Source organism: Candidatus Beckwithbacteria bacterium, from assembly GCA_012797845.1.
Lineage (GTDB): Bacteria > Patescibacteriota > Microgenomatia > UBA1400 > UBA1449 > JAAZOH01.
On record JAAZOH010000012.1, the window covers coordinates 1 to 25277 of the forward strand.

A 25277-nucleotide genomic window follows, 5' to 3' on the forward strand; every position below is an offset into this window, starting at 1 on the left:
CTGGAATAAACCAGTATTTAAAGAGAAGGTGTAATCATAGGAAGAGAAAGAGACTACAGTGTCAGCATCCAGATCCATTAAGTCTTGGAAGTCAACAAAATCTAAACTATCATCAGTCACATTACTGCTTCCAATAGCAATCGCTACATCAGCAGCAGCAGTTAGTCTCCCATCAGCATCAACCGTAAAGGTAGGAATGGTATCAGCAGCTCCATAGGAATTAGCAGAGACTGCAGTTGCAGCTAGTTCTGTAGCTCCAACTCCACCAGTCTTGATGGTGACATCTCCAGATGAAACAGCAAAGTTACTACTATTGAAAGAAGCTACACCTTTAGAGGCAGTTGAAGCATTAGCAACGGTAACAGTCATAGCTGCACCAGAAACGTCAGTAGAGACACCTTGATCAGTATTACCAATAATGGTTCTAGTTCCACCTAAAGATGTAGCAGCAGAACCACTATTACCAGCAAAGGTAATGCTAGAATTAGCCAACTCCACATTATCAATAGAGCCATTGGGAAGAGACACTGTGCCTGCTACTACGGTTAACCCATTGGCAAATCTACCTGCTCCAGCTACATCAAGGGAATAACCGGCAGTTACTGTTCCTTGTCCAATACCAACAGAACCATCATTTTTAACAACAAACTTAGGAATTCCAGCATAAGAAGCAGTAAATAAATCCTGATCTTCAGTTTGGTTAAAGATAGCTAAGGCCTTGCCAAGAGCGCCAGAACCAATAGTGTCTCTGGTTACATATAAAGAGGAAATAATATCACTAGTCGTAGTAGTTCCTACAGCTAATTGATTACTGATAGCTGAGAAAATTTTATTATCTGATAAAGTCCATAAACCGCCACTGACACCAGTGGCTGCATAATAAGCAGTATTGATAGCGTCAACAATAGCCGTATCACTAGAAGCAAATGCAGTAGCGGTGTTTGTTAGGGTAATAGCACTTGTTAACTGAGCATCATCAAAGATAATGTCATCACTACTGGTAAAGATAATATCATTACCAGCCCCAGTAGAGGAGAGGGTGAAACCACTACTGGCAATTCCTAATCTACTAGTGCTGGTAATATCTCCACCATTTACTGCCAGGTCTCCAGCGGTAGTAATGTCACCAGTTGTTACATCTACGCTAAAGTTAGCTCCCCCTACGGTTAAGTTAGCTCCTGTTATATCTAAACCACTAGTAGTGTCTACATTGCCATTAAGGGTAACTTGGCCAGTTCCGCTTTGAGTAAAGGTTCCTGATCCGGCAAATGTATAACTTAGGTTAGTAGTGGCATTTCCAAAGGTCATGGTCTCACTGTCATTGGTGGTAGTAATGCCAAGATAGTTATTAGATCCTTGAGCTATTCGAAATGCGTTACTTGTATTATCAGCAATAGCAGCAGATAAAGTACCAGAGCTGGTCAGGCTAATATTAGCAGCAGTAGCGATAAGATCACTAGCAGGAGTTATTGTAAGATTGCCAGTTGTAGTAGTGATACTTTGACTGCCTACAAAGTAAAGATCATCATCCAATCCTATGGCTGTATCGGTTAGTGAAGATATAACTGGATAAGCACCATCAAGATCAAAAGTAAGATCAGTATTATCAACTCCACCACCACCATAAATCGAGACTAAGCTATCACTTGTATTTTGAATATATTCATCATTAGCTAAAAGTAAGCTACCGTTGTTATTAATCTGAAAAACTTCACTACCAGCATTGTTGTTGATAGTAAGAGGACGGTCAGTAGCAATAAGGGCAGAGATGGTAGCTACCCGGTTAACTGTTAAGATACCTCCACCAATATCAATATCCCTACTGCCAACAATTAGATTGTGCCTACCTGGGTTAGTAGTTCCACCAATGCTAATTGCTCCATGGTCATACATTCTCAAATCATCATTTGGGTTAGTAGTAGGATTAATGTAGTTAAAGCCTCTCTCCCAGTAACCTTCGGATCCAGAACCATCGCCGCATTCAAGGTTTCCGGACACATCAGTCATCAATGTTTGACAGCTAACAAAATCAGGAAAGTTAATTTCGCCACCACTACTGCCAGCTCTAAGATAAATTGTGTCATCACCACTGCCATCACCAAGGTAAACATCACCATCAGCATAGAGTTTTCCATCTACTTCCAAAGCATCTTCAACATATAAATCATTATCACTGGAGAGACCTCGACTAGTTGCATCAGAGTCGGAAATCGAGTTATAAGAACGACTACCTGTACCACCAATATTGATAGTTTTTCCGTCGCTAAGTTTTAAAATATCGTTAATAGTAACTGAATCAGCTCCGCTGTTATATATTTCTCCTGCAATATCCAAGTTAGTATCTAAGTTAATGTTTCCAGTGATATTAAGATCATCTTGAATTTCAACTGTATCTTGGAAAGTAATCTCGTCGGTTTGATAAGTGGTAAACAGAACATCAGTCCCATCATGACGAATATCTAGATAGTCAGTTCCGTTATAATCATAAATTCGAACACTTTCATTTCCTTTTGGTTTGACGTAAGTACCGCCATCTGTCCAAATCTGATTAGTAGCAGCTGAAGTTGAGGCTGCCTTAGCAGTTGAGTAAGCTTCACTTAAAGCTCCTAAAATTGATTGAGTTCCAGTTGGAAGACTGGTATGAGTGCTGTCTGAAAGTTGAGCCTGAGCCCGAGTATCGGCTAAAATTAATTCTGTGCCACCAGTGACTTTACCATTAACAGTAACATTCCCAGCTGCATCAACGCTGAACTTTGAGGTTGGGACTAGACCTGATTTAAGATCTAATAAATAAGGGGTAGTATTATTACTTTCTAATTCAGCTGTTAGCACTGATCCAGTTACTAATTGAGAGTTAGTGATTTTAACACTGTCACCAGAAACATTTGAGCCAATCATTTCAATACCGCCGCCGCCCATAGGGGAAAGCGTAATATTGCCAGTAGAATCATAAGGGGTTGAAATCGTTACAGCCTCTCCTTCGATACCCAACGTTCCATTGCTACCTTTAACCTTAGCGCTTTCAGCTGCTAAAACCAACTGACCAGCATCATCAATAACTGGAACTTCATTAATATTGGCTTGTTTAGAGGCTGGATAGTTATCCAGTTTCCAGGAATTAGCAGCTGCCATAGCGGTAGAAATTTTAGTTCTGGGTAAAAATTCTGTGCCACCAATACTGGTACTTAAATACAAATTTTCATATTCAAAAAAGATCTTACCGTCAATTGCTTTGTCACCACTTTTGGGATCACCCAATTTGGCTGTGAACATGCTACTCTCATCGGGTTTGAGACTCCATAGTTTTGAGGTCCATAATGGTTCAGTACTGGTATCACTGGCATACAATGAGAAAATAATCTGTGATTGACTAGTAATAGGTTTACCGTTGCGATCTTTAATTTGGCCTTGAAAATAAATAGTCCAGGGAATATTTCCAGCTTCTTCTTGATTATCTTTGTTATTTTTATTTACTTTTTGTTCTAGTTCAGCTAATAGTTCTTCAGGTACTTGTGATGGTGGAAATAACAATTCCCATGGTCTAAAGATAGAGAGTAAAAACAGCAGAAGTACTACTGCCGCCATAATAATAAGCTGACGGCGATTAAAACTAACTCCTGTATTATCACTTCCACCTTGACCAAGTCTAGTAGGCTTGATCAAGCTATCAAAACGATGGCCAATTTCTTTTTCATCAAACGGGCTTTTAATAAATAAACCCTGCTCAACTGCCCAGGTAAAAAATTTGCGCAATGAAGAAACTTTTCGCTCAATAGAAGCTGGAGCCATGCCTAATTGTTGTTGTAGATATTGGCGATAGGCATCAATAAGTTTGGGAGTCATTAAGTCAAAATCAACCCCTTTTTCATACTCATGAAGCCAAGAGAAAAACTGTTCAGCATCAGCTACATAATTTTTGATGGTAGTAGGTGAAAGCTGGGCGGCTTTTAAGTGTCTGGCGAACTGGTCAAAAATCGAAACAGCTGGAGCTGGGTCGGTGGTTTTAGGAACCTCAATTTCATCGAGTTGAGTAGTAGGATCTATTTCGACTATTTTTTTGCTAGTAAGATATGATCCAAATAGTTTCAAGGCGGCAACGGTATTGTTAACAGCCTCAGTTTCGAGGTTTTGAGAACTTAAATATTCTTTGTAGGCCTCAAAATTTTCAGGAGTAAAATTACGTCTAACTAGAGGAAGTTGATCGTACCAGGTAAAAAAGTCTGTCAGCAACTGCTCGTACAAAGCTAAATCAGTTACCTGTTCTAACTGGGGTTTTAACCAGGTTGTAAATTTAGAAAGAAACTGTTTAGCGGTAGTAGAAGAGGTAAGGGCAGTTCCAGGCATACAGGCAGTTTAAGCTCCTAAATCAAACACAGTAATATCCATACTAATCCAAACACTGACATGCTAGCCACAATCTCACCCAGTTGAGCTTTGTTGAGCTTGGTGAAACTAGTTGACCAAAGTGGAGTGTTGCCAATTTTACTGCCTTGGTAGTTGCTAGCATATTTGTAGGTGGAAATCATAGATTTGCGGAAAAAGTGCCTGGTGCTTTTTCTGCGCTTTTAATTTTTTTATTTTCTCTGTTAATGTGGAGATTATCAAAATTTTATCTCCGTATTTCTACTATAATAATAAAATGAAACTCGTGTCAAGAGGTAAAACAGAGTAGAACAAGTAATTTTTTATAAAGTGTTTACTAGAGATGTTCAAAATAGATCAAATCCGAGCACATTGATGCACTGATTGCTAAGATTTTTTCCTTGCCTATGTGTACTATTTATTTAATTTAAATCATATAAAAATATAGTAAATACTATTAAGTGATATAAATATAACAATATATATACTTTGAATATATCTAAGGAAAAATTTGTCCACTTTTATTGTTCTATTGCACAAAGACCTAAAATTCGCTAGGCTAGAAGATATGGATCTTAGCTCAAATAGCAATCAAAACCAAAGCAACCAATCTCAGTATCAACCCACAACGTACAATTTTAATGCAGTAGGTGATGTGGTTACTCGTCCAGAAACACGCAGGATCCATACTTCTTTATCTGGGCTGATTAAACTATTACTCATACTACTGGTTCCTATCGGAGTTTTAGCGGGAGTATTTGTATATATTAGTAGCAATGGTCAGGAGTCTACATATCGAGAGAGTAAAGGAGTGATGCTATCGGTCCCTATGAAACAGGTTAACTGGCAGGATTTGGGCAATGTGTTTGAGCCTGTGATAGAACTGCCTATCAAAACAGAAGCCGGGTATGAAAATTGGGAATTTTTACTTGATTCAGGAGCAGTGGTGTCGTCTCTTCCCAGGGAGTGGGCTGAGAAAACAGGTCAAGATTTAGCAAAACTCAAACGTTCAACATTTCGAGGTTTTGGTGGTAAAACTAGCTTTGCTTATCAGGGGGAAATGATGGTGCTTCTTGGTGAAGAAGATCGAGCTGTCCCAGTAGTTTTTACTGAAGCTAATGGAACAAAATCTCTCTTAGGTAGAAAAGGTTTTTTTGAAGACTATAGTGTATATTTTAATCATAAAGAGCAACAAATTGAAATTAGAGAATAACCTTGCTAAGGTGATAAATCTGGTTCATAATGAGCCAAGTCTATCAGTAAACTATGGGGTTACTACAAACATTTGATCAGCTGTCATATAAAAAAATAGTTTCAATTGCTGTATTTGTTTCAGTACTTTTTGCTGTGCCGGTTGGAGTTTTTTTGGTCAAACAACAAAGTCGGATCAATTCTCGGGCTGCTTATGAAAAGCCAAAATCAGCTCAAGAACCTAAAGCTACGCCTGGACCAATTCCTCAAGAAGCACCCCTGGTTGGTCGAGCTTTTCCATGGGTTGGAAAAGTTGGTGATATCATTTGGATTCAAGGATTTCACTTTGGCACCAATCCAACAGATAAACAACTACGTATTGGTGGCATAGAAATTCCTGAGGCTCAAATTACAGCTTGGGAAGACGATATGATCCAAGCTTTTATTCCTGAAGGAGTCAAGCAGGGGAGCATAGTTGAGGTTCGAGTTGGTAGTCACTCGGTTTCTAAAAGTCTACCCTTAGTTATCTATGATCAAAGTACTGATTTAAAACTGCGCAAACAAGGAAGTGTTTTATATGTAGAGAATGCTCCAGATGTTGCCAAAGCTATTATCTGGACTGGGGATGATGAGATTCCGACAAAGCAGCATAATCAGGAGGTAGCTATGCAGGCTTCTGGTAAAACCATTATTTTTGATACCCAAGGCCTGCCTGTTTTGACCGTTCTATTATTGGATAACTCTGGGAATATGCTGCCATACTATGTAGACCCATTAGAATTTGACTTTTAAATCATTTTTGACAAACTCGGGATAATTAGCTAAAATCTTGGCAATGCAAAATAAATCTTTACTCACTAGCCTCCTTCTTAAAAAGCATATATAGAGCTTGCGGAGAGCTGGTTTTTCTAGTTATGATACTCCCGCAAGGGAGTTTTTTTATTTATAAAATTAAAAAACCTATGAAAAACAAACAAGCATACAACCATAAAGACATAGAAACTAAATGGCAGCAAAAATGGGCAGAAGAAAAACTATATAGTACCGATTTACATAAGGCTACAAATCCTTACTTTAATCTAATGATGTATCCCTATCCTTCAGCTGAAGGACTTCATGTTGGCCATTTATTTGCTTTTGGAGGAGCCGATATTCATGGCCGTTTTATGGCTATGCAGGGTAAAGATGTATTTGAACCCATGGGTTTTGATTCAGGCGGAATTCATAGTGAAAATTTTGCCATTAAAATGGGAGTTCATCCCAAGGACTTGATTGCCAGCAATATTAAGAATTTTATTAGACAGCTGAAACGGATGGGTAACCGCTTTGATTGGGATCACACCGTTGATGTTATGGATCCAGAATATTATCGCTGGACGCAATGGATTTTTACCAAGCTATTTGAGGCAGGACTAGCTTACAAAAAAGCCGCTCCGGTTACCTGGTGCCCTTCCTGTAAAACTACTGTTTCAGATGAACAAACGGAAAAGCATGGAGAAGAAGTAGTATGTGAACGCTGTAAAACTCCAATCGAGCGGCGCAATATGAAACAGTGGTTTTTTAAAATTACTGATTATGCCGATCGACTCCTCGAAAATACCTACAAACTTAATTGGTCACAAAAAGTTTTGACAGCCCAACAAAATTGGATTGGCAAAAGCCAAGGAGCTTCTGTTGCTTTTCAGGTTGCTGGGGACCAAACTAAAATCAACGTTTTTACTACCAGGCCAGATACTTTGTTTGGTTGCACTTTCTTTTGTTTAGCTCCTGAACACCCTTTAGTAACAACTATAACTACTGATAAATACAAAAATAAAGTCGATGAATATGTGGCCAAAGCTACTCGTAAAACCGAACAGGAACGTAAAATGGCAGAAAAAGATAAAACTGGGGTCTTTACCGGAGCATATGTTATCAACCCAGTTAATAATGAAAAAGTGCCGGTTTGGGTAGCTGATTATGTCTTAATGGGTTATGGGGAAGGAGCAGTGATGGGAGTGCCGGCTCATGATGAACGGGATTTTGCCTTTGCTAAAAAATACGATTTAGAAATTAAAAAAGTCATTCAATCAAATACGGAGTCTGAAATAGATTGTTATGCTGGGCCAGGAGAGATTATTAATTCAGGTCTTTGGAATAAGTGGCGGTACCCAGAAGATAAAAATAAAGTGATCAATTACTTAAAAGAAAAAGGTATCGGAAAGCCTGAGACTACTTTTAAAATTAGAGATTGGAATATTTCTAGACAGCGCTATTGGGGACCACCGATTCCAATGATCTATTGCCCATCTTGTGCTGAATCAGAAAAAAAGATGAATGTGATTTTATTGCATGGTTGGTATGGTCATTCTCAAGAAAATTGGTTGCCGTGGCTTAAAAAAGAACTAGAAGAACGGGGTTATACAGTACATGCGCCTGATCTACCCAACTCCCAATTTCCTGACTATAGAGAAACGATGGACTATATTGAGAAAAATTATCAAAATATATTAAAACAGGGCAATACTGCTATTGTGGGTCATTCTTTGGGTGGATATCTTGCTTTTAAGCTGGCAGAAAAATATCGTTTAAAACGAATTGTGGCGGTTGCTCCGAGTTATCAAGAAAAAGTATCTGAATTCCCAGAAGATTTAGTAAAAGAATATAAAAAGGAGTTTGAAAAATTAATTAATTTTTATCGAGATGGCCAAAAATTTGAAAACAAAAAAGTCGAGCAAAACGTTCGAGATATAAAGGTTTTTTACTCTGATGACGAGCCGTATATCAATGCTAAGAATCAGGGTATTTATAAAAAAACTTTCCCATTTGCTACCTTTTTACAATTCCAGGGGCGAGGTCATTTTGGTTCTAGGGAAAATTGCAAAGAACTACCTGAAATCTTAAGTTTTTTTGATCAGGAGCGAGCTGGCTGGCTGATAGTTCCTAAAGATCAGCTGCCAGTTGAGTTGCCTCTTATTACAGATTACTTACCCGATGGTTCTGGACAAGCACCTTTAGCTCGTCATCAAGAGTTTGTAAAAACAATGTGCCCGGTTTGTGGTGGTCCAGCTCAACGGGAAACCGATGTTTCAGATACCTTCCTAGACAGCTCCTGGTACTTTTTACGATATCCTAGTACCAAGGGGGGGGTAGTGGATGCTAAAACAGCGCAGAGTAATGCCTTTGATCCTAAACTTACCAAAAAATGGTTACCTGTTTCCCAATATTGTGGAGGAGCTGAACATTCAGTACTGCATTTGCTTTATTCCCGCTTTGTGACCATGGCTTTATATGATCTAGGCTATTTAGATTTTGAAGAACCATTTCCCAATTTCTATGCCCATGGCATGATCATTAAAGATGGAGCCAAAATGAGCAAAAGCCGAGGCAATGTTGTGGACCCAGACCAATATCTGGATCGGTATGGAGCTGATGTGATACGGCTATATATGGGGTTTATGGGTCCATATAGCGATGGTGGAGATTTTAGAGATACTGGGATTGCTGGTATGGAGCGTTTTGTAAAAAGGTTTTGGAATTTTATTCATACCCATCAAAACAAGACCTTAAATGATGAAAACCTACTCAAAACTATCCAAAGTGAACAACAACAGCTTATTAAGCGGGCAACAAGTGGAATTAAACGGTTTAAATACAATACCAGCATAGCGGCTATTATGGAATTTATGAATTTCCTCGAGAAAACTATTCAGGAGCATCCTAATAATTTTAAAGATATTAAAGAAACTACAGAGGAAATTAGCAATCCTTTTAAACAAGCACTAACAACAATGATTCTGCTAATAGCCCCTTTAGCTCCTCATATAAGCGAAGAATTGTGGCAGCAGCTCCATGGTAATTCCAAAGAATTTATCTCCGTGCATCAACAGGCTTGGCCTAAATATCAAGCTGATCTGATTGTTAAGGGAGAAAGTACAATTGTAGTTCAGATAAACGGTAAGCTGAGAGCTAGCTTTAGTGTTTCTATGGAGAAGACTACCGAAAAGAAATATCTTTTAGAAAAAGCTAGAGCCATCCCAGCGATTGCAAAACACTTAGATGGTAAGGAAGTTAGACGAGAGATTGTAGTTCCTGGTAAGTTAGTTAATTTTGTAATATAGCGTTCTCTTACTTATTTCTAACATTAATTACCTCTGCTTGCATTAGCATAGTTTTTTGTGCCAAGATAGAGCTAGTAACTACTTCTATATGGCTAATCAATTAGATGAGCTCCTGCAATCATTCTCCCAGGTGAAACATACTGAAAAAAATAGTTTTCCAATTACAAGGATACTATATATTATTGGGATTATATGTATATTAGGAAGTATTTTGATATATTTATATTATAAAAAGGTAGATAATAATTCTATTATTATTGAGACTTACAAAAATGATCAAAATATACAAAAAGATATCTTTATTGACATATCTGGAGCAGTTATGCGGCCTGGACTTTATCAACTACCCGAAGGTTCTAGGGTAGGAGATGCCATTGCTTCTTCGGGTGGAATTTTAGATGAAGCCAGTGTTTCTTGGGTACAGCGTGAACTCAATTTAGCACAGATTCTTAGTGATGGTCAAAAGTTGTATATTCCATTTGAGGGTGAAAATGAAGCTTCTGACCCTCAAGTCCAAGGCCAAAGTACCAGTAGCAAAATCAATATCAATACTGCTAGTGCTGAGCAATTGGAAAGTTTACCTAAGATTGGGCCAAAAACTGCTCAAGCCATTGTTACTTTTAGAGAAGAACATGGTAATTTTGCTAATCCAGAAGAGTTAGTTTTGGTACCAGGAATTGGTGAAAAAACCTTTGAAAACCTCAAGGATTTAATAATTACCTATTAGGCTATATGTCCAAAACTGCTTACTTGATAAGCATTGTTATACTTTGTGCTATTTCGGCTTTTCATCTCTATTTTTCATGGCAAGACAATCAATATAAACTTCCGGCTACGCAAATCATTGGTCGAATCAACTCAGATATTGAAAACCAGGATTTTAGTCAAAATTTTACTGTTAAAGGTCTATGTGTAAAAAACCAACAACAGGCTAAAATTAACGTTGGTGATTTGATTTCTGTATCTGGCAGTCTCGAGGAAAAAGTGACAGAGAGTGGTGTAAAGGAATATTGCTTGATAGCAGAAACAATAGAGGTAATAGAACCATTTAATCAAGTCCCGTTTATCAAAAAAATACTTTTATATCAATTCTATTTTCTCAAATCACAACTATCGTTGTTTAGGCAGCTATGTGTGCAAAAAATCTCCTATAATTTTAAGGCTAACCAGGCTAGTATTCTGGCCGGAATGATTTTAGGTTATAAACAGGGATTAAGCTATTCTCTTTGGCAGGATTTTCAACAAAGTGGTCTATTGCATCTGGTGGTAGCTTCGGGAGGTAATATTGCTTTACTGTCTGGGGTAGTTATAACTATAGTTCGACCAATTTTCTCGAGAAAAAAACAAATCCTGTTTTCTTATGGAGTGATTATAACGTATTTATTTTTAGCTGGTTTTGATCCGCCACTAATTCGGGCTAGCCTTATGATTGGTTTAGTTTGGTTAGGACAGCTTTTAGGTCGAAAAACTGCCAGCTGGTGGATTCTATTACTAACCTGTCTTTTTATGCTTTTATACAAACCTTTATTACTATTTTCTGCTAGTTTCCAGCTATCTTTTGCAGCTACTGCTGGCATTGTACTATTTGGCAAAAAAATTCAGGGTTTTCTCCTACAATTATTAGGGTCATTAAAACAAAGTCCGATAACAAAGATTATTCTTGCAGATGGCAGTCAATCTATAGCGGCTCAAATTTTGGTGACACCACTAATTTTGCAAATTTTTGGTCAAACTAATGCCTTGTCATTGCTGGCAAACTTACTTGTAGCTCCTCTAGTAGCACCAATTATGATTATTGGGTTAGTATTTTTAGTATTATCTTTCACAATACCTTTTTTAGGTCAATTAGTTGCTTGGCTACTAATGCCACTTCTTGATTTTGTAGTACTGGTGGCTCAGTTTTTTAGTAAATCATCTTGGGGCATGATATCTTTTGGTCTGCCTTGGATAGGAGTTTTTGCCATTTGGCTAATGACTATATTGTTGCTAAAACCTTATGAAGATTAATGTATACCTAATTGGAGCCAGTTTCTTAGCAATTTTCCTTCTGTTACAATTTATTCTGTTTTGGCCAGACAAAAAACTTCACTATATCCAATGTGATGTTGGTCAAGGAGACGCTATTTTGCTTAGCAAACAATTTGATCAGATTCTTATAGATGGTGGCCCTGATGATTCAGTTTTAACTTGCCTGCAAAAACATCTGCCTTTTTGGGATAAACATATCGAACTAGTGATAGCAACACACCCAGACAAAGATCATATTGGTGGAATAGCTTATGTTTTTAATAATTACCAAATTGAGAATCTTGTTTATAACGGAGCTGCTAGTAAAGAAAAATTATGGTTAGAACTTTATCAACAGGCTAAAAAACAAAATACTCAAATCCTAGCAGCTGCTGATATCAAACAAGTAACTATTAACCAGATAAACCTTCAATTCGTTTGGCCAAATGAGAGAATGATTAAGTCAGCACTTCTTGAAGATAATGATTTATCAGTGGTGACTAAAGTAAATTATGATCAGTTTTCAGCTCTGCTGACAGGAGATATTTCCTCTTTGGTTGAAAAAATGCTTCTAGCTCAAAATAAAAACTTGAAAAGTCTTGTCCTTAAAATTAGCCATCATGGTAGTAAAACAGCTAGTACTGGTGAGTTTCTAACAGAGGTAGAGCCAGTCATAGCCACTATCGGAGTTGGTAAAAATTCTTTTGGACATCCAGCTTCAGAAACCCTACAAAAACTCAAACAGTTAGGAATCAAAGTTTTTAGAACTGATCAAGTTGGAGATATAGAAGTGATGACAGATGGGACAGAGTTTAGTATTAGGTAACATCTAAAAAAACAAGCAAAAATCCTTTTCCGAAGCAATTACCGCAAACTTTTTTACTTTTAAAATGATTTATAACTTTTCCACATGATTGGGGATAAGTTTTGCTCAAACCTATAATCAAAAAATTGCTTGTTTAACAGATAGAAAAGCAATTTTAAAAAATTAGTATTTAAATTTAAACATTACAGTTTTCCACAATGAAACCCCAAAACTAAATCGTATAATTTCAAGACCGGTAATCTTATTTTCAAGAGAGACTGTAAAACACATCTCTATACTGATTATTTTTCTGCTAAAATAAATCAATATGACAGATGAGACTTTCTCGCTAGATCAATTAATCATAAATGCTTTACGCCAAGCTATTCAGGATTTGGGTTTAGAAGCTAAAATAACTGTTGAGCATCCCAAAGATGATAAACATGGAGATTATGCCTCCAACGTAGCTTTAACCATTTTCCCTAAACTGAAAATTCAAAACACCCAATTAGAAGTTACTAATCCTAGAACTTTAGCCGAAACTATCAAAACCAAGCTTTTAGAACAGGAAAACATTAAACAGTGGTGTCAAAAGATAGAAGTAGCCGGACCAGGGTTTTTGAACTTTTATCTTGACAATAGAATTCTGGCAGAGGAGATAAAGAAGATCATTTCTTTGGGCAATTGTTATGGTCACAATCAAACCTTAAAAGGTAAAAAAGTCCTGTGCGAGTTTACTGATCCTAATCCATTTAAAGAGTTCCATATTGGTCATTTGTACAGTAATGCAGTAGGTGAATCGTTGTCTCGGATTTTTGAAGCTCAAGGAGCAGAGGTTAAACGGGCTAATTATTTTGGTGATGTGGGTATGCATGTGGCCAAAGCTATCTGGGGCATACAACAAAAATTAAACAAGGAACGACTAAGCTTAGAAGATTTAGAAACAAAAGATGTAGCCCAGCGAGCTAAGTTTTTAGGTCAAGCCTATGCCTTAGGAGCTAAAGCTTATGAAGAAGATGAGGTAGCAGCTCAGGCAATTAAGAAACTCAATAAGCTGATTTACGATCAAGACCAAAGTATTATCAAGCTATATCAGAAAGGCAAAGCTTGGAGTTTAGCATATTTTGAGACTATCTATAAGCGAGTAGGAACCAAATTTGACTACTATTTACCCGAGTCAGAAGTGGGTCCTTTAGGGCTAGATTATGTCAAAAAGCAATTAGCAAAAGGAGTCTTTGAGGAAAGTGATGGAGCTATTGTTTTTCCTGGTAAAAAATATGGACTTCATACTAGAGTGTTTGTTAACAATCAAGGCTTGCCAACGTATGAGGCTAAAGATCTTGGACTAGCTCCAGTTAAATATCAAAAATTTCCTTACGATAGATCAATCATTATTACGGCCAATGAGATCAATGAATACTTTAAAGTGATTTTAAAAGTTTTATCTATGATTGAGCCAGAATTGGCGCAAAGAACAACTCACTTGGGGCACGGCATGGTTAAGCTGCCTGAAGGAAAGATGTCATCGCGAACTGGTAATGTGGTCACTGGATCATGGTTACTTGATGAAGTAAAAGCAGCAGCAGTCAAACAAATGCAGGAAGGAGAGCTTAAATACTCTCAAACCGAATTAGATACTATTTCGGAGATGATAGCAGTAGGAGCAATTAAATACGCCTTTTTAAAAAGCAATATCGGTGGAGATGTTATTTTTGATATTGGTTCCTCTTTAAGTTTACAAGGTAATTCTGGTCCTTATATCCAATATACTCATGCCCGGTGCTGGTCAATTTTGGAAAAAGCTGGCCAAATTGAAACACAAAATGTGCTCAAAGATTATCAAGCAAATGATTTAGAAAATAGTATTTTGAGATATTTATATCGATTTCCAGAAGTAGTTTTGGAGACAGCTGCTCAATTTGCTCCTCATCTAATTTGTACCTATTTATATGAGCTAGCCCAACGCTACAACAGTTTTTACAACAAATACCGGATTCTACAAGCCGAAACAGAAGAGGAGAAAAATTTTAGATTAATACTCACTCAGGCTGTAAATCAAATCCTTCACAATGGTTTGTATCTCTTGGGTATACAAGCTCCAGAGAGAATGTAGGAAATGTACATTTAATTGCTACATTTTAGTATACAAAAACTGCTCAAATTCTCATTTTTCCTATTGACAAGTTTTCACAAAAAACCGTATGCTGAAAAATACAGAGGGAATTCTATGGTTTCTATTCATACTGCCCACAAATTGAGACTGCACAAAATTAAGTCTCGTAAAAAAGCTAATTCGCAAGAGTTTCAAAGCATTTTTCATCGTGATCGTCTGCCAGCTACGGTTGGTATGTTTGGCTTCTTGATTGCTTTCTCTCTTTTTTCATTACAGTTAGCTTTAGTGCCGTTTATGCCAGCCAGCTTGGTAGATAAGGCTAGACAGCTGGAAGTATTTGAACAAGCTCCGGAAGAAACGTATGAAATTAAACAGATCATTTATGATAGTGGTCATTTAAACGTGGAATTTATTAAACCTACGGATATTGCAATAGATAGTAAAAATAATCTATATGTAGCAATTTGTGCTCACACTAGTGAAGATAACTATATTGATAAAATTGAAAAATTTGATGATCAAGGTAGTTATATTGAAGAAGGTTGGAATCAACAAAGTCTAGAGCTTAGCTGTCCAAGAAGCATAGCTTTGGATCAAAGTGACAATCTTTTTGTAATAGATTCTAAAGATAATTTAACGCTTAGATTGAGAAAATTCAATCAAGATGGTGTTTTACAAACTGATTTTAGTGAATTAACTTTTGCTAATACCAATAATATCAATTCTATAGCTATAGACAGTCACAACAATATTTACCTACTGGATACCAGTATAAAACAACTAACAAAATATGATCAAAATGGTAACGAAATTGGCATTTTGATACATGAAAATGATACAGGTAGTTCCAGTTCAGATCTATTTATTGATAACAATAACATACTTTATTTAGCTGATAGTGCTAATAGTAAAATTCACACATTTACATCTGAAGGGACACCTATAGCTCACTATGGCGAGTATGGTTTTGAAAATGGTAATTTAATTTCTCCTGTCACTATGGCAGTTGATAGTTTGGGAAATATGTATGTAGGTGATTCGGCTAAAAGAACTATCAAAAAATTTAGTCCTAATTTTGAATTTATTACTTCTTTCAACTATGAAACTTTCAATCAAGATCCTAGTTATGCACCATTTGAGATTGATTTGAATGACCAAAATGCAGTTTTTGTAATGGGAACTGAATACTATGATGACGTGCTTTATAGACGAGGAGTAATCCAAAAATTTGAAAAAGAACCTACAATAGAAGAAGTTGAATGCCAAGTAGATAATGATTGTTCTGATGATAAAGCTTGTATAGATGGAACTTGTGAACTTCCAGTTTGTCCAACTGTTCCCTTAGCTGCATGTCAAGAATACCAATATCAAAATCATAATTGTCAAATAGTTGACAATTGCCCTGAAGGACAATCATGCAACACAGATACTGAATTATGCGAAATCCCCAGTGAACCATGTCTTGGCGAGGGTGAAACTGGCAATGGTATAGATGGAGATATCCAACAATGCTGCAATGGTTTGCAGCATATTGATAGCTCTTTTCCTGAGGGTCTTGATTGTATCGCCCCCGATAATGGCAGTTTCATCTGCGCCAATTGTGGCGATGGGGTTTGTGGGCTAGGAGAAAATAGTTGTAATTGTCCTAATGATTGTCCAGCAAGTATTGAAGTTAATCCAGAGAAAGAACCTTGCTTGGAGGCTGGTGGAACATGGTACGACGATCAAAATCCTTGTCCGTATCTTTGTGGTGGTGATGTTTGCACTGCTCAAGAACAACTTGGTGCATGTAGCTGTGGAGACAATATGTGTTGGGATGGAGTTAGTTGTCAAACAGAACTAACTAGTTCAACTTTAACGATCTACGCAGCCGGAACCAAAGCTGAAAATGTTTACCCAACCATGCAACTGAAAATTAAGGACAAAGTAGTTAAGACATTTACTAATGTGCAAGGCAATCCCTCTCAAAGACAGTTTAATACATATACATATGAACAAGTAGGCCCAATTAGTATTAATGATATTCAAATAGTTTTTACTAACGATCGATATATTGAAGGAAAAGAAGATCGTAACCTAACTGTGGATAAAGTAGTTCTTAATGGTGTTACCTATGAAACCGAAAGCCCGGTTGTATATTCTCAAGGTTCATGGAGTAGTGATAATCAATGTGGACCTGGGTATAAGAAATCGGAACGATTGGCTTGTAATGGCTACTTTAAATATTCTGATATGTCGGCTGAGCAACTGGCTTGCCAAACTGAAGGAGGAACATGGCAACAATTTTCTAATCAATGTGCTGATATATGTGGGATGGGGTCAAATTGTTTAAGCACTCCAAAACTTAGTTGTGACTGCGGTGCTAATGCATGTTGGAGTGGAACTGCTTGTGTTGCTAATACTATTTCTCAATTTGATCTTGATCAAGATTATGATATTGATCAAGATGATTACACGCTTTTTATTCAAAAATTTGTCAGTAAAGATTTAACTATTGATTTTAATGGGGATAATAAAATAACTATTTCAGATTATTATTATTTTCGACAAGCCTACTTAGATTTTATGAAAGGATCAAATAATTAAGCTATGGCTACACGAGAACTTTTTATTACCAAACACTTAAGTTCAGGGTTTTTAGTGGCCTTGTTTGCTTTGTTTGCAGGTATTTCCTGGCAATGGACCCAATTTCGGGGAGTAGTTGATTTGGAAACCATTGAACAAAAGCCAGCTGCTCTTGAACAATTTAATGCTGAAAACACACCACTGGTTGATTTAGATTTAGAAAAAAGTTCAGAACAGGGTGCTGAGTTTAAAATTGTGCTCAAAGCTACTCCTCAAAATGGAGCGGCAGTAACTGGTATGGATGTAACAGTCAACTATTCAACTGACGATTTGCAGTTTACAGCTCTTAATCAAGTATATAAACCAAATACTGCTCAAACCCAAAACTGGTTACCAGGAGCAAATGACCCTAGTAATTTTACCGACGGTAGTATTGAGCTTACTTTTTTCCAAAACCCAGAAGAAGCTGGCTTTACCGATGAGCAAGCAATGATCGAATTACACTTCATTCGGACTAGTAAAAACACTACTGAAATAAGTATCTCAGATGCTTTTGTTTTAGTTGAAGATGAAGAAGAGAGTGCGTTAGGAGCTACTTCTAGCTTGATTTTGCAAGCTGAGTCCACTTGTGCTTATGATGAAAATGATAATCCTATTTGCCAAAGTTATGATCTTCCAGCTGATTTTTGTCCAAATGGAACAGTAGTTGATGGCCCAGATGATGAATGTGGATGTTCAGGAGAACCTGTTTGTGTAGAAAATATAAGCACTACTATTCAAACCAAGTTAGCTGGAGTAAATAAAGCTGGAGTTAGCATTGCTGCTAAAGTAATGATTGGAGATACCACTAGCAAAACACGAGTATTTGATGACACAGTCAACTTTACTTCAGACGAAAATGGTGTTTTTACTAGCACTGAAATTGCTCTTGCTCTAGAAGATTCAGTAATTGATATTGCGATTAAAGGTCCAATGCATAAAATAATGATCAAACGCAATATATTAGTTAGCCCTGATCCAACAGATAGTAGTTTAGTTCTTGATCTAACTAATTCTCCCTTACTACCCGGAGATTTACCTTTGGATAATGGAGTCCAGGATGGGGTAGTGGATGAGCGAGACTATCTAGCTATTAAAAATATTTTAGATACTAAAACCACCTCTACTGACTCAGCTGATGTAGCTATTGCCGATATTAACTATAGTGGCAAAGTTACCAATGCTGACCTCTCACTCTTTTTAGGAACCTGGAATAGTATGATTGATGAGGAATTCTAACTATGGCTACTAAAAAAAATAAAAAAAACCAGAAGCAGAAAAACAATAAACATATTAGTATTTTGAGTTTAGCTATTTCCTTGTTGGGGATTATTTTAATTGGTATTGTGATTTTAGGAGTATCTCTCTATGGTTTGGATCAAAAAGAATTTAGCCAAAGGCAATCGCAGCCAGAGCAGTATGTTGCTAATCCTGACTCAGCCTATTTTAGAGCTTCTTTGCTAAGTAGTAGTTTGATTAAAGATCAGGAAGCAAGAATCAAAATAGAATTGGTCAATAGTGGCAATATCATTGACACGGTTACAGCTATGTTGCAGTATGATCCGCAGAAAGTTGAAATTGTTGGAGTTGAAGAAGGTAGTGCCCATATCTTATCCATGATCCCGCGTTTAAGTAATGATGCTACTAACGGAGTGATAGAAATTGCAAAGTGGTCAGATGATCGAGCTGAAACCTATACAGGTTCTGGTGGCGAATATGCAGTTTTAGTAATTAAACCTCTTAGTACTAATACTAGTAGTCTGACTTTTGTCTGTGGGGGTGAAGATGAATCTAGTATTATGTACGGTGGAGATGAATATATCAGCTGTAGCAATACTGTAGGTTTAACCTTGAATGACATTAGTGAGTTACCTACACCCACTCCTACTCCTACCCCTACACCCACTCCTACTCCTACACCCACTCCAACGCCTACTCCAAACCCAGATGATACTTCCCCATATATTTCTGCTATTAAAGTTTATGATGGAGGAGATGAAGGCTATATTGATACAGGTGATTACATTGTCATTAAATTTAATGAAGCGATTGATCCAGAGTCAATCAATAGTAATTTAGATGAAGGAGGTACGGTTACTGGTATTAGTTATTCTAAAACTGGGGGAATTTATGTTTCCTCTTCTGGATTAGTTACGATCAAAAATATTGCTTCTTTTGATATGGGTTCAGTGGAAGAAGCAGAAGCTTATACAGTCAAACTAGCTTTGAACTCTACAGGCACAACTTTAACAATTACTATAACTGGCGGGGATGATGTTGAAATTTATAGTGAAAATTTTGACAATGCTAAACAAATTGGAGGAATCATCGAGGATACTGATGGAAATGAAATGGAATCAGATTCTAGTATTGCTGATCCAACTGGAACATTTGGAGGAGCATATGATGATAGTGGAACAGGAGGTGGAAGCACTACTACAAGCTCTTGTGGTGGCCCAGATATTCCCTCCGGAGTAACTGCCGCTACTGGTAGCGATCGAGGTACAGTCAAACTAACTTGGAGTGCAGCAGATGAAGCTGATCATTACTCCATTACGTTTGGAGAAAAATGGGTTGATAATGTGGGTCCAACCGAATATGGAGCACCTGATATTGGCAATGTTACTAGCTATGTAGTTCGGGGTTTGAAACCTGGAGTTGGCTACTACTTTGTGGTTGCAGCTGTAAACTCCTGTAAATCTTCTGGCTATTCTGATGGAGTGTATGCTTATGCCGGAACTGGCCCTATTTACACTTCAGGTAGTAGTTCTTCTAATTCCAGTTGGTCTAGCCAAACTGCCGAAAAAGGAACAAGTTTAGTTGATGAAGATTTTTGGGATGATGATGAGGATGTTTTTACTGCCACTCCTAGTGCTACTCCTAAAGCAACCCCAACTCCAAGCCCTATTATTTATACTCCTAGTGAAACTGAAACCGGCTCTGATTTGTTTGGAAAAATCATGTCCATTCTGCCATATGCAGGCTTAGCTATTTTGGGCATTTTGGGCTTACTACTTATCCTTACCGTTATTAAGAAAAATAAGAAACCATTTGAAGAAACGCCCCAAGATTTGTTTAACGAAGATAAGGATGAAAAAATTATCTTCAAAGAATAGTTTCTGTTTACACTTCCACCTCTTTGGGAACTAATTTGACTGTAGTACAATCAAGACTATTATGAACGGTAAGCCTCAGCTCAAAACACTTAGTAATCATCTTCGATATGTCATAGTGCCAATTCCTGGAGTTCGATCGGCTACAGTTATGGCTTTAGTCAAAGCCGGTACCCGTTACGAAACTCCAGAAAACAATGGCATTTCTCACTTTTTAGAACACCTGCCGTTTAAAGGGACTAAGCAGTTTCCTTCAACCATCAAGATCAACAAAACCATTGATGGCATCGGGGCTTCCTGGAATGCATTTACTGATAAAGAGTACACGGCTTTTTATATCAAAGCTGCTACCACCCACTTGGATTTATCTCTGCGTTTAGTTTCTGATTTAGTCTTTGAACCTTTGATTCCTGCTAAAGAACTGGAGTTGGAACGCAAAGTTATTTTAGAAGAAATCAGGATGTACGAAGATGAGCCGAGTCTCAAAGTCATGATCAACTTTGAAAAGCTGATCTTTCCCCAAGTCCCTTTAGGTTGGGATAGCTTAGGCAGTTTCCAAACCATTGAGGCTTTAAAAAGAGATGAGTTTTTTGAATACCATGACTATCTTTATGTCCCCCGTCGAATGACCTTGCTTATTGCCGGTGGAGTAGAGGATCAGCAAACAGAACTTGAAGCAAAAATCAAAACTTACTTTGGGACTAATAAAGGTGATACCCAGTTTAAAACCCAAACCTATCAATTCCGTCAAAGCCAAGCCAAACAAGATATTTTTAGTAAAGAAACCGAACAATGCCACCTGATTTATGGCTTTCGAACTACAGCTCGGTCGCATGCCGATCGTTACAAGTTATTACTTTTATCGACTATTTTAGGTAATGGAGCTAGTTCCCGACTTTTTACCCAAATTAGGGAAAAGCGGGGCTTAGCTTACTATGTTCATAGTATGCTAGATCTTTATACCGAGACTGGTTATTTGGCAGCTCGGGCTGGGACGAATCCAGTTAGCGCTCAAGAGACAGTTAAAGTCATTCAAGATGAGTTTTTTAAACTGACCCAAAAACCAGTTGGTCAAGCTGAGCTTAAAAAAGCTAAAGATTATCTTAAAGGACATTTACTACTTGGTTTTGAAGATAGCCATCAAGTAGCTCTTTTTTATGGGAAAGATCTGCTGCTGGATGATAACTTACGAAGTATAGATGAAGTGTTGGACAGCATTAACGGTGTCACGCCCGAAGATATTTTGGTTACCGCTCAAAAAACCTTTATCAAAAACAAGCAGAATTTAGCGGCCATTGGCCCAATTGATACATTAACTTTGTAAGTATTTATAAAAAACATTAAATGAAAGGAGTCTTTTATGCAAAAATCTGTCATTTTAGTCAAACCAGATGGAGTCCAAAGAGGTCTCATTGGTCAAATCATTTCCCGGTTTGAGCGCAAAGGTCTCAAGTTGGTAGGTCTTAAGATGATGTATTTGACTGACGAAATTTTAGACAACTGGTATGCTCACCACAAAGAAAAACCATTTTTTGGATCTTTGAAAAAATTTATGGAAAGCTCGCCCATTGTAGCTATGCTTTGGGAGGGAGTAGAGTGTATTGATACGGTTCGACGCCTGGTTGGAGTCACCAAAGGTCGTGAGGCTGAATGTGGTTCGATCCGCGGTGACTTTGCTATGAGTCAAAGCAACAATCTTATCCATGCCTCTGATAGCCCAGAAAATGCTAAAAAAGAGCTAGACCTGGTGTTTGAACCATCGGAAATCTTTAATTATGACAAAGATGATTATCTGCAAGTGTATTCAGAAGAAGAGCGAGGATAGGGAAGAAAATTTCAAGATAATATTTAAAAAAACACCCCGCTATAGCAGGGTGTTTTTTGTGCCCTTGCTAGGAATTGTCCCACAAAGTGGGATCACCTTCTGGGTGAAACCATTATATAAATTAGGTGCCCTCACCAGGAGTCGAACCTGAATTTAGGGTTTAGGAAACCCTCGTTCTATCCATTGAACTATGAGAGCATTTTAAACCAATTTGTTGAACTACAAGGGCTTAATCTGATTCCTTATTATATAATATAAAAATGGTATCGGAGTATGGTCTAGTGGTATGATGCGCGGTTCGGGATCGTGCGACCCCAGTTCGATTCTGGGTACTCCGACAAAAAGAAGATTATTCTACTTTCTCAAGTTGAAGTTGTTTTTCAAATCCGCCTCGTTCTTTCCGTTTTTTAGTTTGTAACTTTTTGAATTCACTTGGAGAAAGATGCAACTCTTTGATTAAATAATCAAAAACTTCCTGCACATCAACCAATTCGTTGACTAGCTCTCTTTTAGTCTTAGCTTCATTTAGTTCTTGAACTTCTTCAATGAGTTTTTGTTTCAAAGCTTTGACAAAAGCTTTTTTAGTTAATGTAGAAACTATAGCTTTATGGCCACTTTGAGCGATAATTTCAGGAATGCGGTCGCGAATAAGTTTGTTATATATTTTTGACATGATAAAAATCTCTATGACTTATTCCAGGTCCAAAGCATAGAGATTTGGCAAAACTTCCGAAGAAGGAGAAAGGGGGGTTAATAGCACCAATTTTTGGCCATTAGGCCAAGGGTAGGTAAACTGTTCCAAGAAATAACCAGTAAACATGGCAACTTTATTATTACCATCATATTCAACAATACAGACCCGATCAGGTTCGGTAATAATTAAATGGTAGGAATCAGGAAACCACTGAATTCGGTGGTGACTATAAACCGGTGAATACTGAGCTTGTAAATTCTGCAAGACTTCCAAAACTGGTTGGTTAAGTGGAGTAGTTTCTATGACTGGCTCGGGAGAACCTGGCGTGACTTCAGTCTTTAGTGGTGGCGGAGTAAATTTTTGGATAAACTCATCCAAGTCTTCTGGGCTAAAGGCATCTTCAACCACTAAAAAATTAGTGTCTTCTTTACTGTCATAGACATAAATACTGCCCGGTTTAAGATTGCGTTCTTGCGTTTGAGCGTTAATAGCGGGTAGAGGTGGAATCAATTTTTCAGGAATAGTAGCAGAAGCAGTAGCGGTATACAGCAATTTTTCTTCGCTAGGGGAAAAGTAGAGCAAAGTAGCCGAAGCGGTAGCAATTTCTTGCATTGGTATTGGCAACTTTGCTAGTCGTTTTTGCTGCTCCAATCCCAGTTGTTCCTGCCAATCTTGAACTAGGGAAGGGAGTTGAAAAGCTACATTTACTAAAGCCTGGGTTTTGTTGGGATTACTGGCATTAAGTAAATAAGCTCGATTTTCGTTAAAATAAGCTAAAATCTCGCTGGAATTTGGAGACCAAAATAGCTGAGCCTTCGAAAAAGCTATACTTGGTTCGTCAATAGCAATTTGAATAGCATTGGAGCTAAAACGCAACGGATTTTCGTCCAGGCTTAAAATCCAGATACCATATTTAGTTTCAGCTGAGCCGGTAGCAACTTTGAATGCCAATTTATGACCATCGGGTGAAGGAGTAATATCACTAGCTCCATTATAGGTCAAAGCTGAAAATGATGGGGCAGCCGGAAACAGTCGAGCATTAGTTTGCGTGACTAGCTCACTTTTGATTTGTAACTGTTTTTCCCAAGCTTTATAACCATCTTTTTCTAAACGGACTTTATAGTTTCCAGGTGTTAAATGCAAGGTGTCGTCAGTCGCAGTTTTTAACTCATCATTGATGAGAACCGAAGCGCCTTGAGGGTGAGAGTTTGCTACCAGTAAACCAGTTCCTTCAACGACTTGATTTGAAAGGTTGACCCGATATCCTTGAGCATAACGAATAGCCAAATATGTTCCACCAGCCAAAAATAGTAGAACCAGTAAAGTAATGATAAGGCGTTGATTCATAACAATGATTATACCAGCTTAAATATATCTAGAAGCAAGTTAAAAATTAATTAGGTTAGTACCTTTCTATCAGATATAATAATGACATGCTGAAAAAACGAATTAGTATTGATTTAGGAACTGCTAATTGTCTGGTTTATGTAGAAAAAAAAGGCATTGTGCTTAACGAGCCTTCAGTGGTGGCAGTTTCGATGTTTGATCACAAAGTAGTGGCAGTAGGCTATGAAGCTAAAGAAATGCTGGGCCGAACACCTGGCAATATTGTGGCCAAGCGACCGATGCGGGATGGGGTAATTGCCGATTATGTGATTACCGAAGCTATGTTGCGCTACTTTATCCAAAAAACCTGTGGCCGATCTATGCTGTTTAAACCAGAAGTTTTGATTTGTATTCCGGCAGGAGCTACCCAAGTGGAAAAACGAGCCGTCGAAGATGCTACTATCGCGGCCGGAGCTTCAGTAGCTTATATTATTCAAGAGCCGTTGGCGGCGGCTATTGGTGCCGGTATTCCTATTGGTGAAGCTTCAGGCAATATGATTTTGGATATTGGTGGTGGAGCAGCTGAGTCAGCCGTTATTTCTTTGGGGGGAGTCGTAGCTCATAAATCAGTACGAGTAGGAGGCAATAAGTTAGATGATGCTTTGATTTCTTGGATTCGTAAACACCATAATTTGACTATTGGTGAAACCACAGCTGAAGATGTTAAACTCAAAATCGGCTCAGCTTTAAAAGTCAATAAAGCCAAAACATACCTTATTAAAGGTAGGGATACGGTCAATGGTTTACCTAGGCGTCTTGAAATTAGTACTAATGAACTAGTTGAGGCTTATAGTCCAGTGCTACACCAAATTGTGACCATGGTTAAAAAAGTACTGGAAGAAGTACCACCAGAATTGTCTTCAGATATTATTGACAAAGGTATTGTGATGACAGGTGGAACCAGCATGTTAGAAAATTTTGACAAACTTTTAGCCCAGGAGATTGGAATTCCCTGTTACGGCGCCGAAGATGCTTTATTTTGTGTAGCTAAAGGTACCGGAGTAGTACTGGAGAATTTAGATATGTATAAGCGAAGTTTATCAAGAAGATAATTATTACAAAATTAATAGCAGAAAG

17 protein-coding genes and 2 tRNA genes are annotated in these 25277 nt (G+C 37.7%); 14 read left to right on the forward strand and 5 right to left on the reverse strand.

The genetic code is table 11. The features are described from left to right. Both GYA49_01675 and GYA49_01680 read right to left on the reverse strand, forming a co-directional pair. On the reverse strand, nucleotides 1-4344 hold a 4344-nt coding region (locus tag GYA49_01675; protein NMC35734.1), incomplete at its 3' end, for a site-specific integrase. A 17-nt stretch (nucleotides 4345-4361) separates the two neighbouring features. Further along, entirely contained in the window at nucleotides 4362-4526 is a 165-nt protein-coding gene (locus GYA49_01680; GenBank protein NMC35735.1) for a hypothetical protein, read from the reverse strand. A gap of 404 nt (nucleotides 4527-4930) precedes the next feature. On the opposite strand from GYA49_01680, the gene GYA49_01685 reads away from it, so the two are divergent. The 12 genes from GYA49_01685 (at nucleotide 4931) to ndk (ending at nucleotide 22120) form a co-directional block, all read left to right on the forward strand. After that, entirely contained in the window at nucleotides 4931-5575 is a 645-nt protein-coding gene (locus GYA49_01685; GenBank protein NMC35736.1) for a hypothetical protein, read from the forward strand. A 53-nt stretch (nucleotides 5576-5628) separates the two neighbouring features. Then, nucleotides 5629-6345, forward strand: a complete 717-nt coding sequence (locus tag GYA49_01690; protein NMC35737.1) for a hypothetical protein — start codon at nucleotides 5629-5631, stop codon at nucleotides 6343-6345. A gap of 170 nt (nucleotides 6346-6515) precedes the next feature. Next, on the forward strand, nucleotides 6516-9653 hold the full coding sequence (locus tag GYA49_01695) for a leucine--tRNA ligase (protein ID NMC35738.1): 3138 nt from the start codon (nucleotides 6516-6518) through the stop codon (nucleotides 9651-9653). Between the two features lie 211 nt (nucleotides 9654-9864). Continuing rightward, on the forward strand, nucleotides 9865-10380 hold the full coding sequence (locus GYA49_01700) for a competence protein ComEA (GenBank protein ID NMC35739.1): 516 nt from the start codon (nucleotides 9865-9867) through the stop codon (nucleotides 10378-10380). A gap of 5 nt (nucleotides 10381-10385) precedes the next feature. Further along, complete coding sequence (locus GYA49_01705; GenBank protein ID NMC35740.1) at nucleotides 10386-11660, forward strand: ComEC/Rec2 family competence protein; 1275 nt, start codon at nucleotides 10386-10388, stop codon at nucleotides 11658-11660. Further along, nucleotides 11650-12486 (forward strand): MBL fold metallo-hydrolase, encoded by an 837-nt coding sequence (locus GYA49_01710; GenBank protein NMC35741.1) that lies wholly within the window; start codon nucleotides 11650-11652, stop codon nucleotides 12484-12486. Before GYA49_01705 ends, GYA49_01710 begins: the two co-directional genes overlap by 11 nt. 307 nt (nucleotides 12487-12793) lie before the next feature. Beyond that, nucleotides 12794-14578, forward strand: a complete 1785-nt coding sequence (gene argS, locus GYA49_01715; GenBank protein ID NMC35742.1) for an arginine--tRNA ligase — start codon at nucleotides 12794-12796, stop codon at nucleotides 14576-14578. Between the two features lie 114 nt (nucleotides 14579-14692). After that, the gene (locus tag GYA49_01720; GenBank protein ID NMC35743.1) at nucleotides 14693-17164 is read left to right on the forward strand and encodes a hypothetical protein; all 2472 of its coding nucleotides are present in this window, start codon (nucleotides 14693-14695) and stop codon (nucleotides 17162-17164) included. Between the two features lie 3 nt (nucleotides 17165-17167). Beyond that, nucleotides 17168-18421: a hypothetical protein gene (locus GYA49_01725; protein NMC35744.1), complete on the forward strand. Its 1254-nt coding sequence runs from the start codon at nucleotides 17168-17170 to the stop codon at nucleotides 18419-18421. A 2-nt stretch (nucleotides 18422-18423) separates the two neighbouring features. Next, entirely contained in the window at nucleotides 18424-20298 is a 1875-nt protein-coding gene (locus GYA49_01730) for a fibronectin type III domain-containing protein (GenBank protein NMC35745.1), read from the forward strand. Between the two features lie 61 nt (nucleotides 20299-20359). Continuing rightward, nucleotides 20360-21619 (forward strand): insulinase family protein, encoded by a 1260-nt coding sequence (locus GYA49_01735; protein NMC35746.1) that lies wholly within the window; start codon nucleotides 20360-20362, stop codon nucleotides 21617-21619. A 36-nt stretch (nucleotides 21620-21655) separates the two neighbouring features. Next, nucleotides 21656-22120, forward strand: a complete 465-nt coding sequence (ndk, locus tag GYA49_01740) for a nucleoside-diphosphate kinase (GenBank protein NMC35747.1) — start codon at nucleotides 21656-21658, stop codon at nucleotides 22118-22120. Between the two features lie 126 nt (nucleotides 22121-22246). Here ndk and GYA49_01745 read toward each other — a convergent pair. Further along, nucleotides 22247-22318: transfer RNA gene (locus tag GYA49_01745), tRNA-Arg, on the reverse strand. A 69-nt stretch (nucleotides 22319-22387) separates the two neighbouring features. Between GYA49_01745 and GYA49_01750 the strand changes: the two genes are divergently transcribed. After that, a tRNA-Pro gene (locus tag GYA49_01750) sits at nucleotides 22388-22458 on the forward strand. A gap of 11 nt (nucleotides 22459-22469) precedes the next feature. Here the strand turns inward: GYA49_01750 and GYA49_01755 are convergent. Both GYA49_01755 and GYA49_01760 read right to left on the reverse strand, forming a co-directional pair. Continuing rightward, nucleotides 22470-22793, reverse strand: coding sequence for a nucleoside triphosphate pyrophosphohydrolase (locus tag GYA49_01755; protein NMC35748.1), 324 nt, complete (start codon nucleotides 22791-22793; stop codon nucleotides 22470-22472). Nucleotides 22794-22811: 18 nt separating this feature from the next. After that, nucleotides 22812-24161, reverse strand: a complete 1350-nt coding sequence (locus GYA49_01760) for a PEGA domain-containing protein (protein NMC35749.1) — start codon at nucleotides 24159-24161, stop codon at nucleotides 22812-22814. An 86-nt stretch (nucleotides 24162-24247) separates the two neighbouring features. Here GYA49_01760 and GYA49_01765 point away from each other — a divergent pair, with 86 nt between their 5' ends. Next, nucleotides 24248-25252 carry a rod shape-determining protein gene (locus GYA49_01765; GenBank protein NMC35750.1) on the forward strand — a complete coding sequence of 335 codons (1005 nt, stop codon included), beginning with the start codon at nucleotides 24248-24250 and terminating at the stop codon, nucleotides 25250-25252. Nucleotides 25253-25277 lie beyond the last annotated feature (25 nt).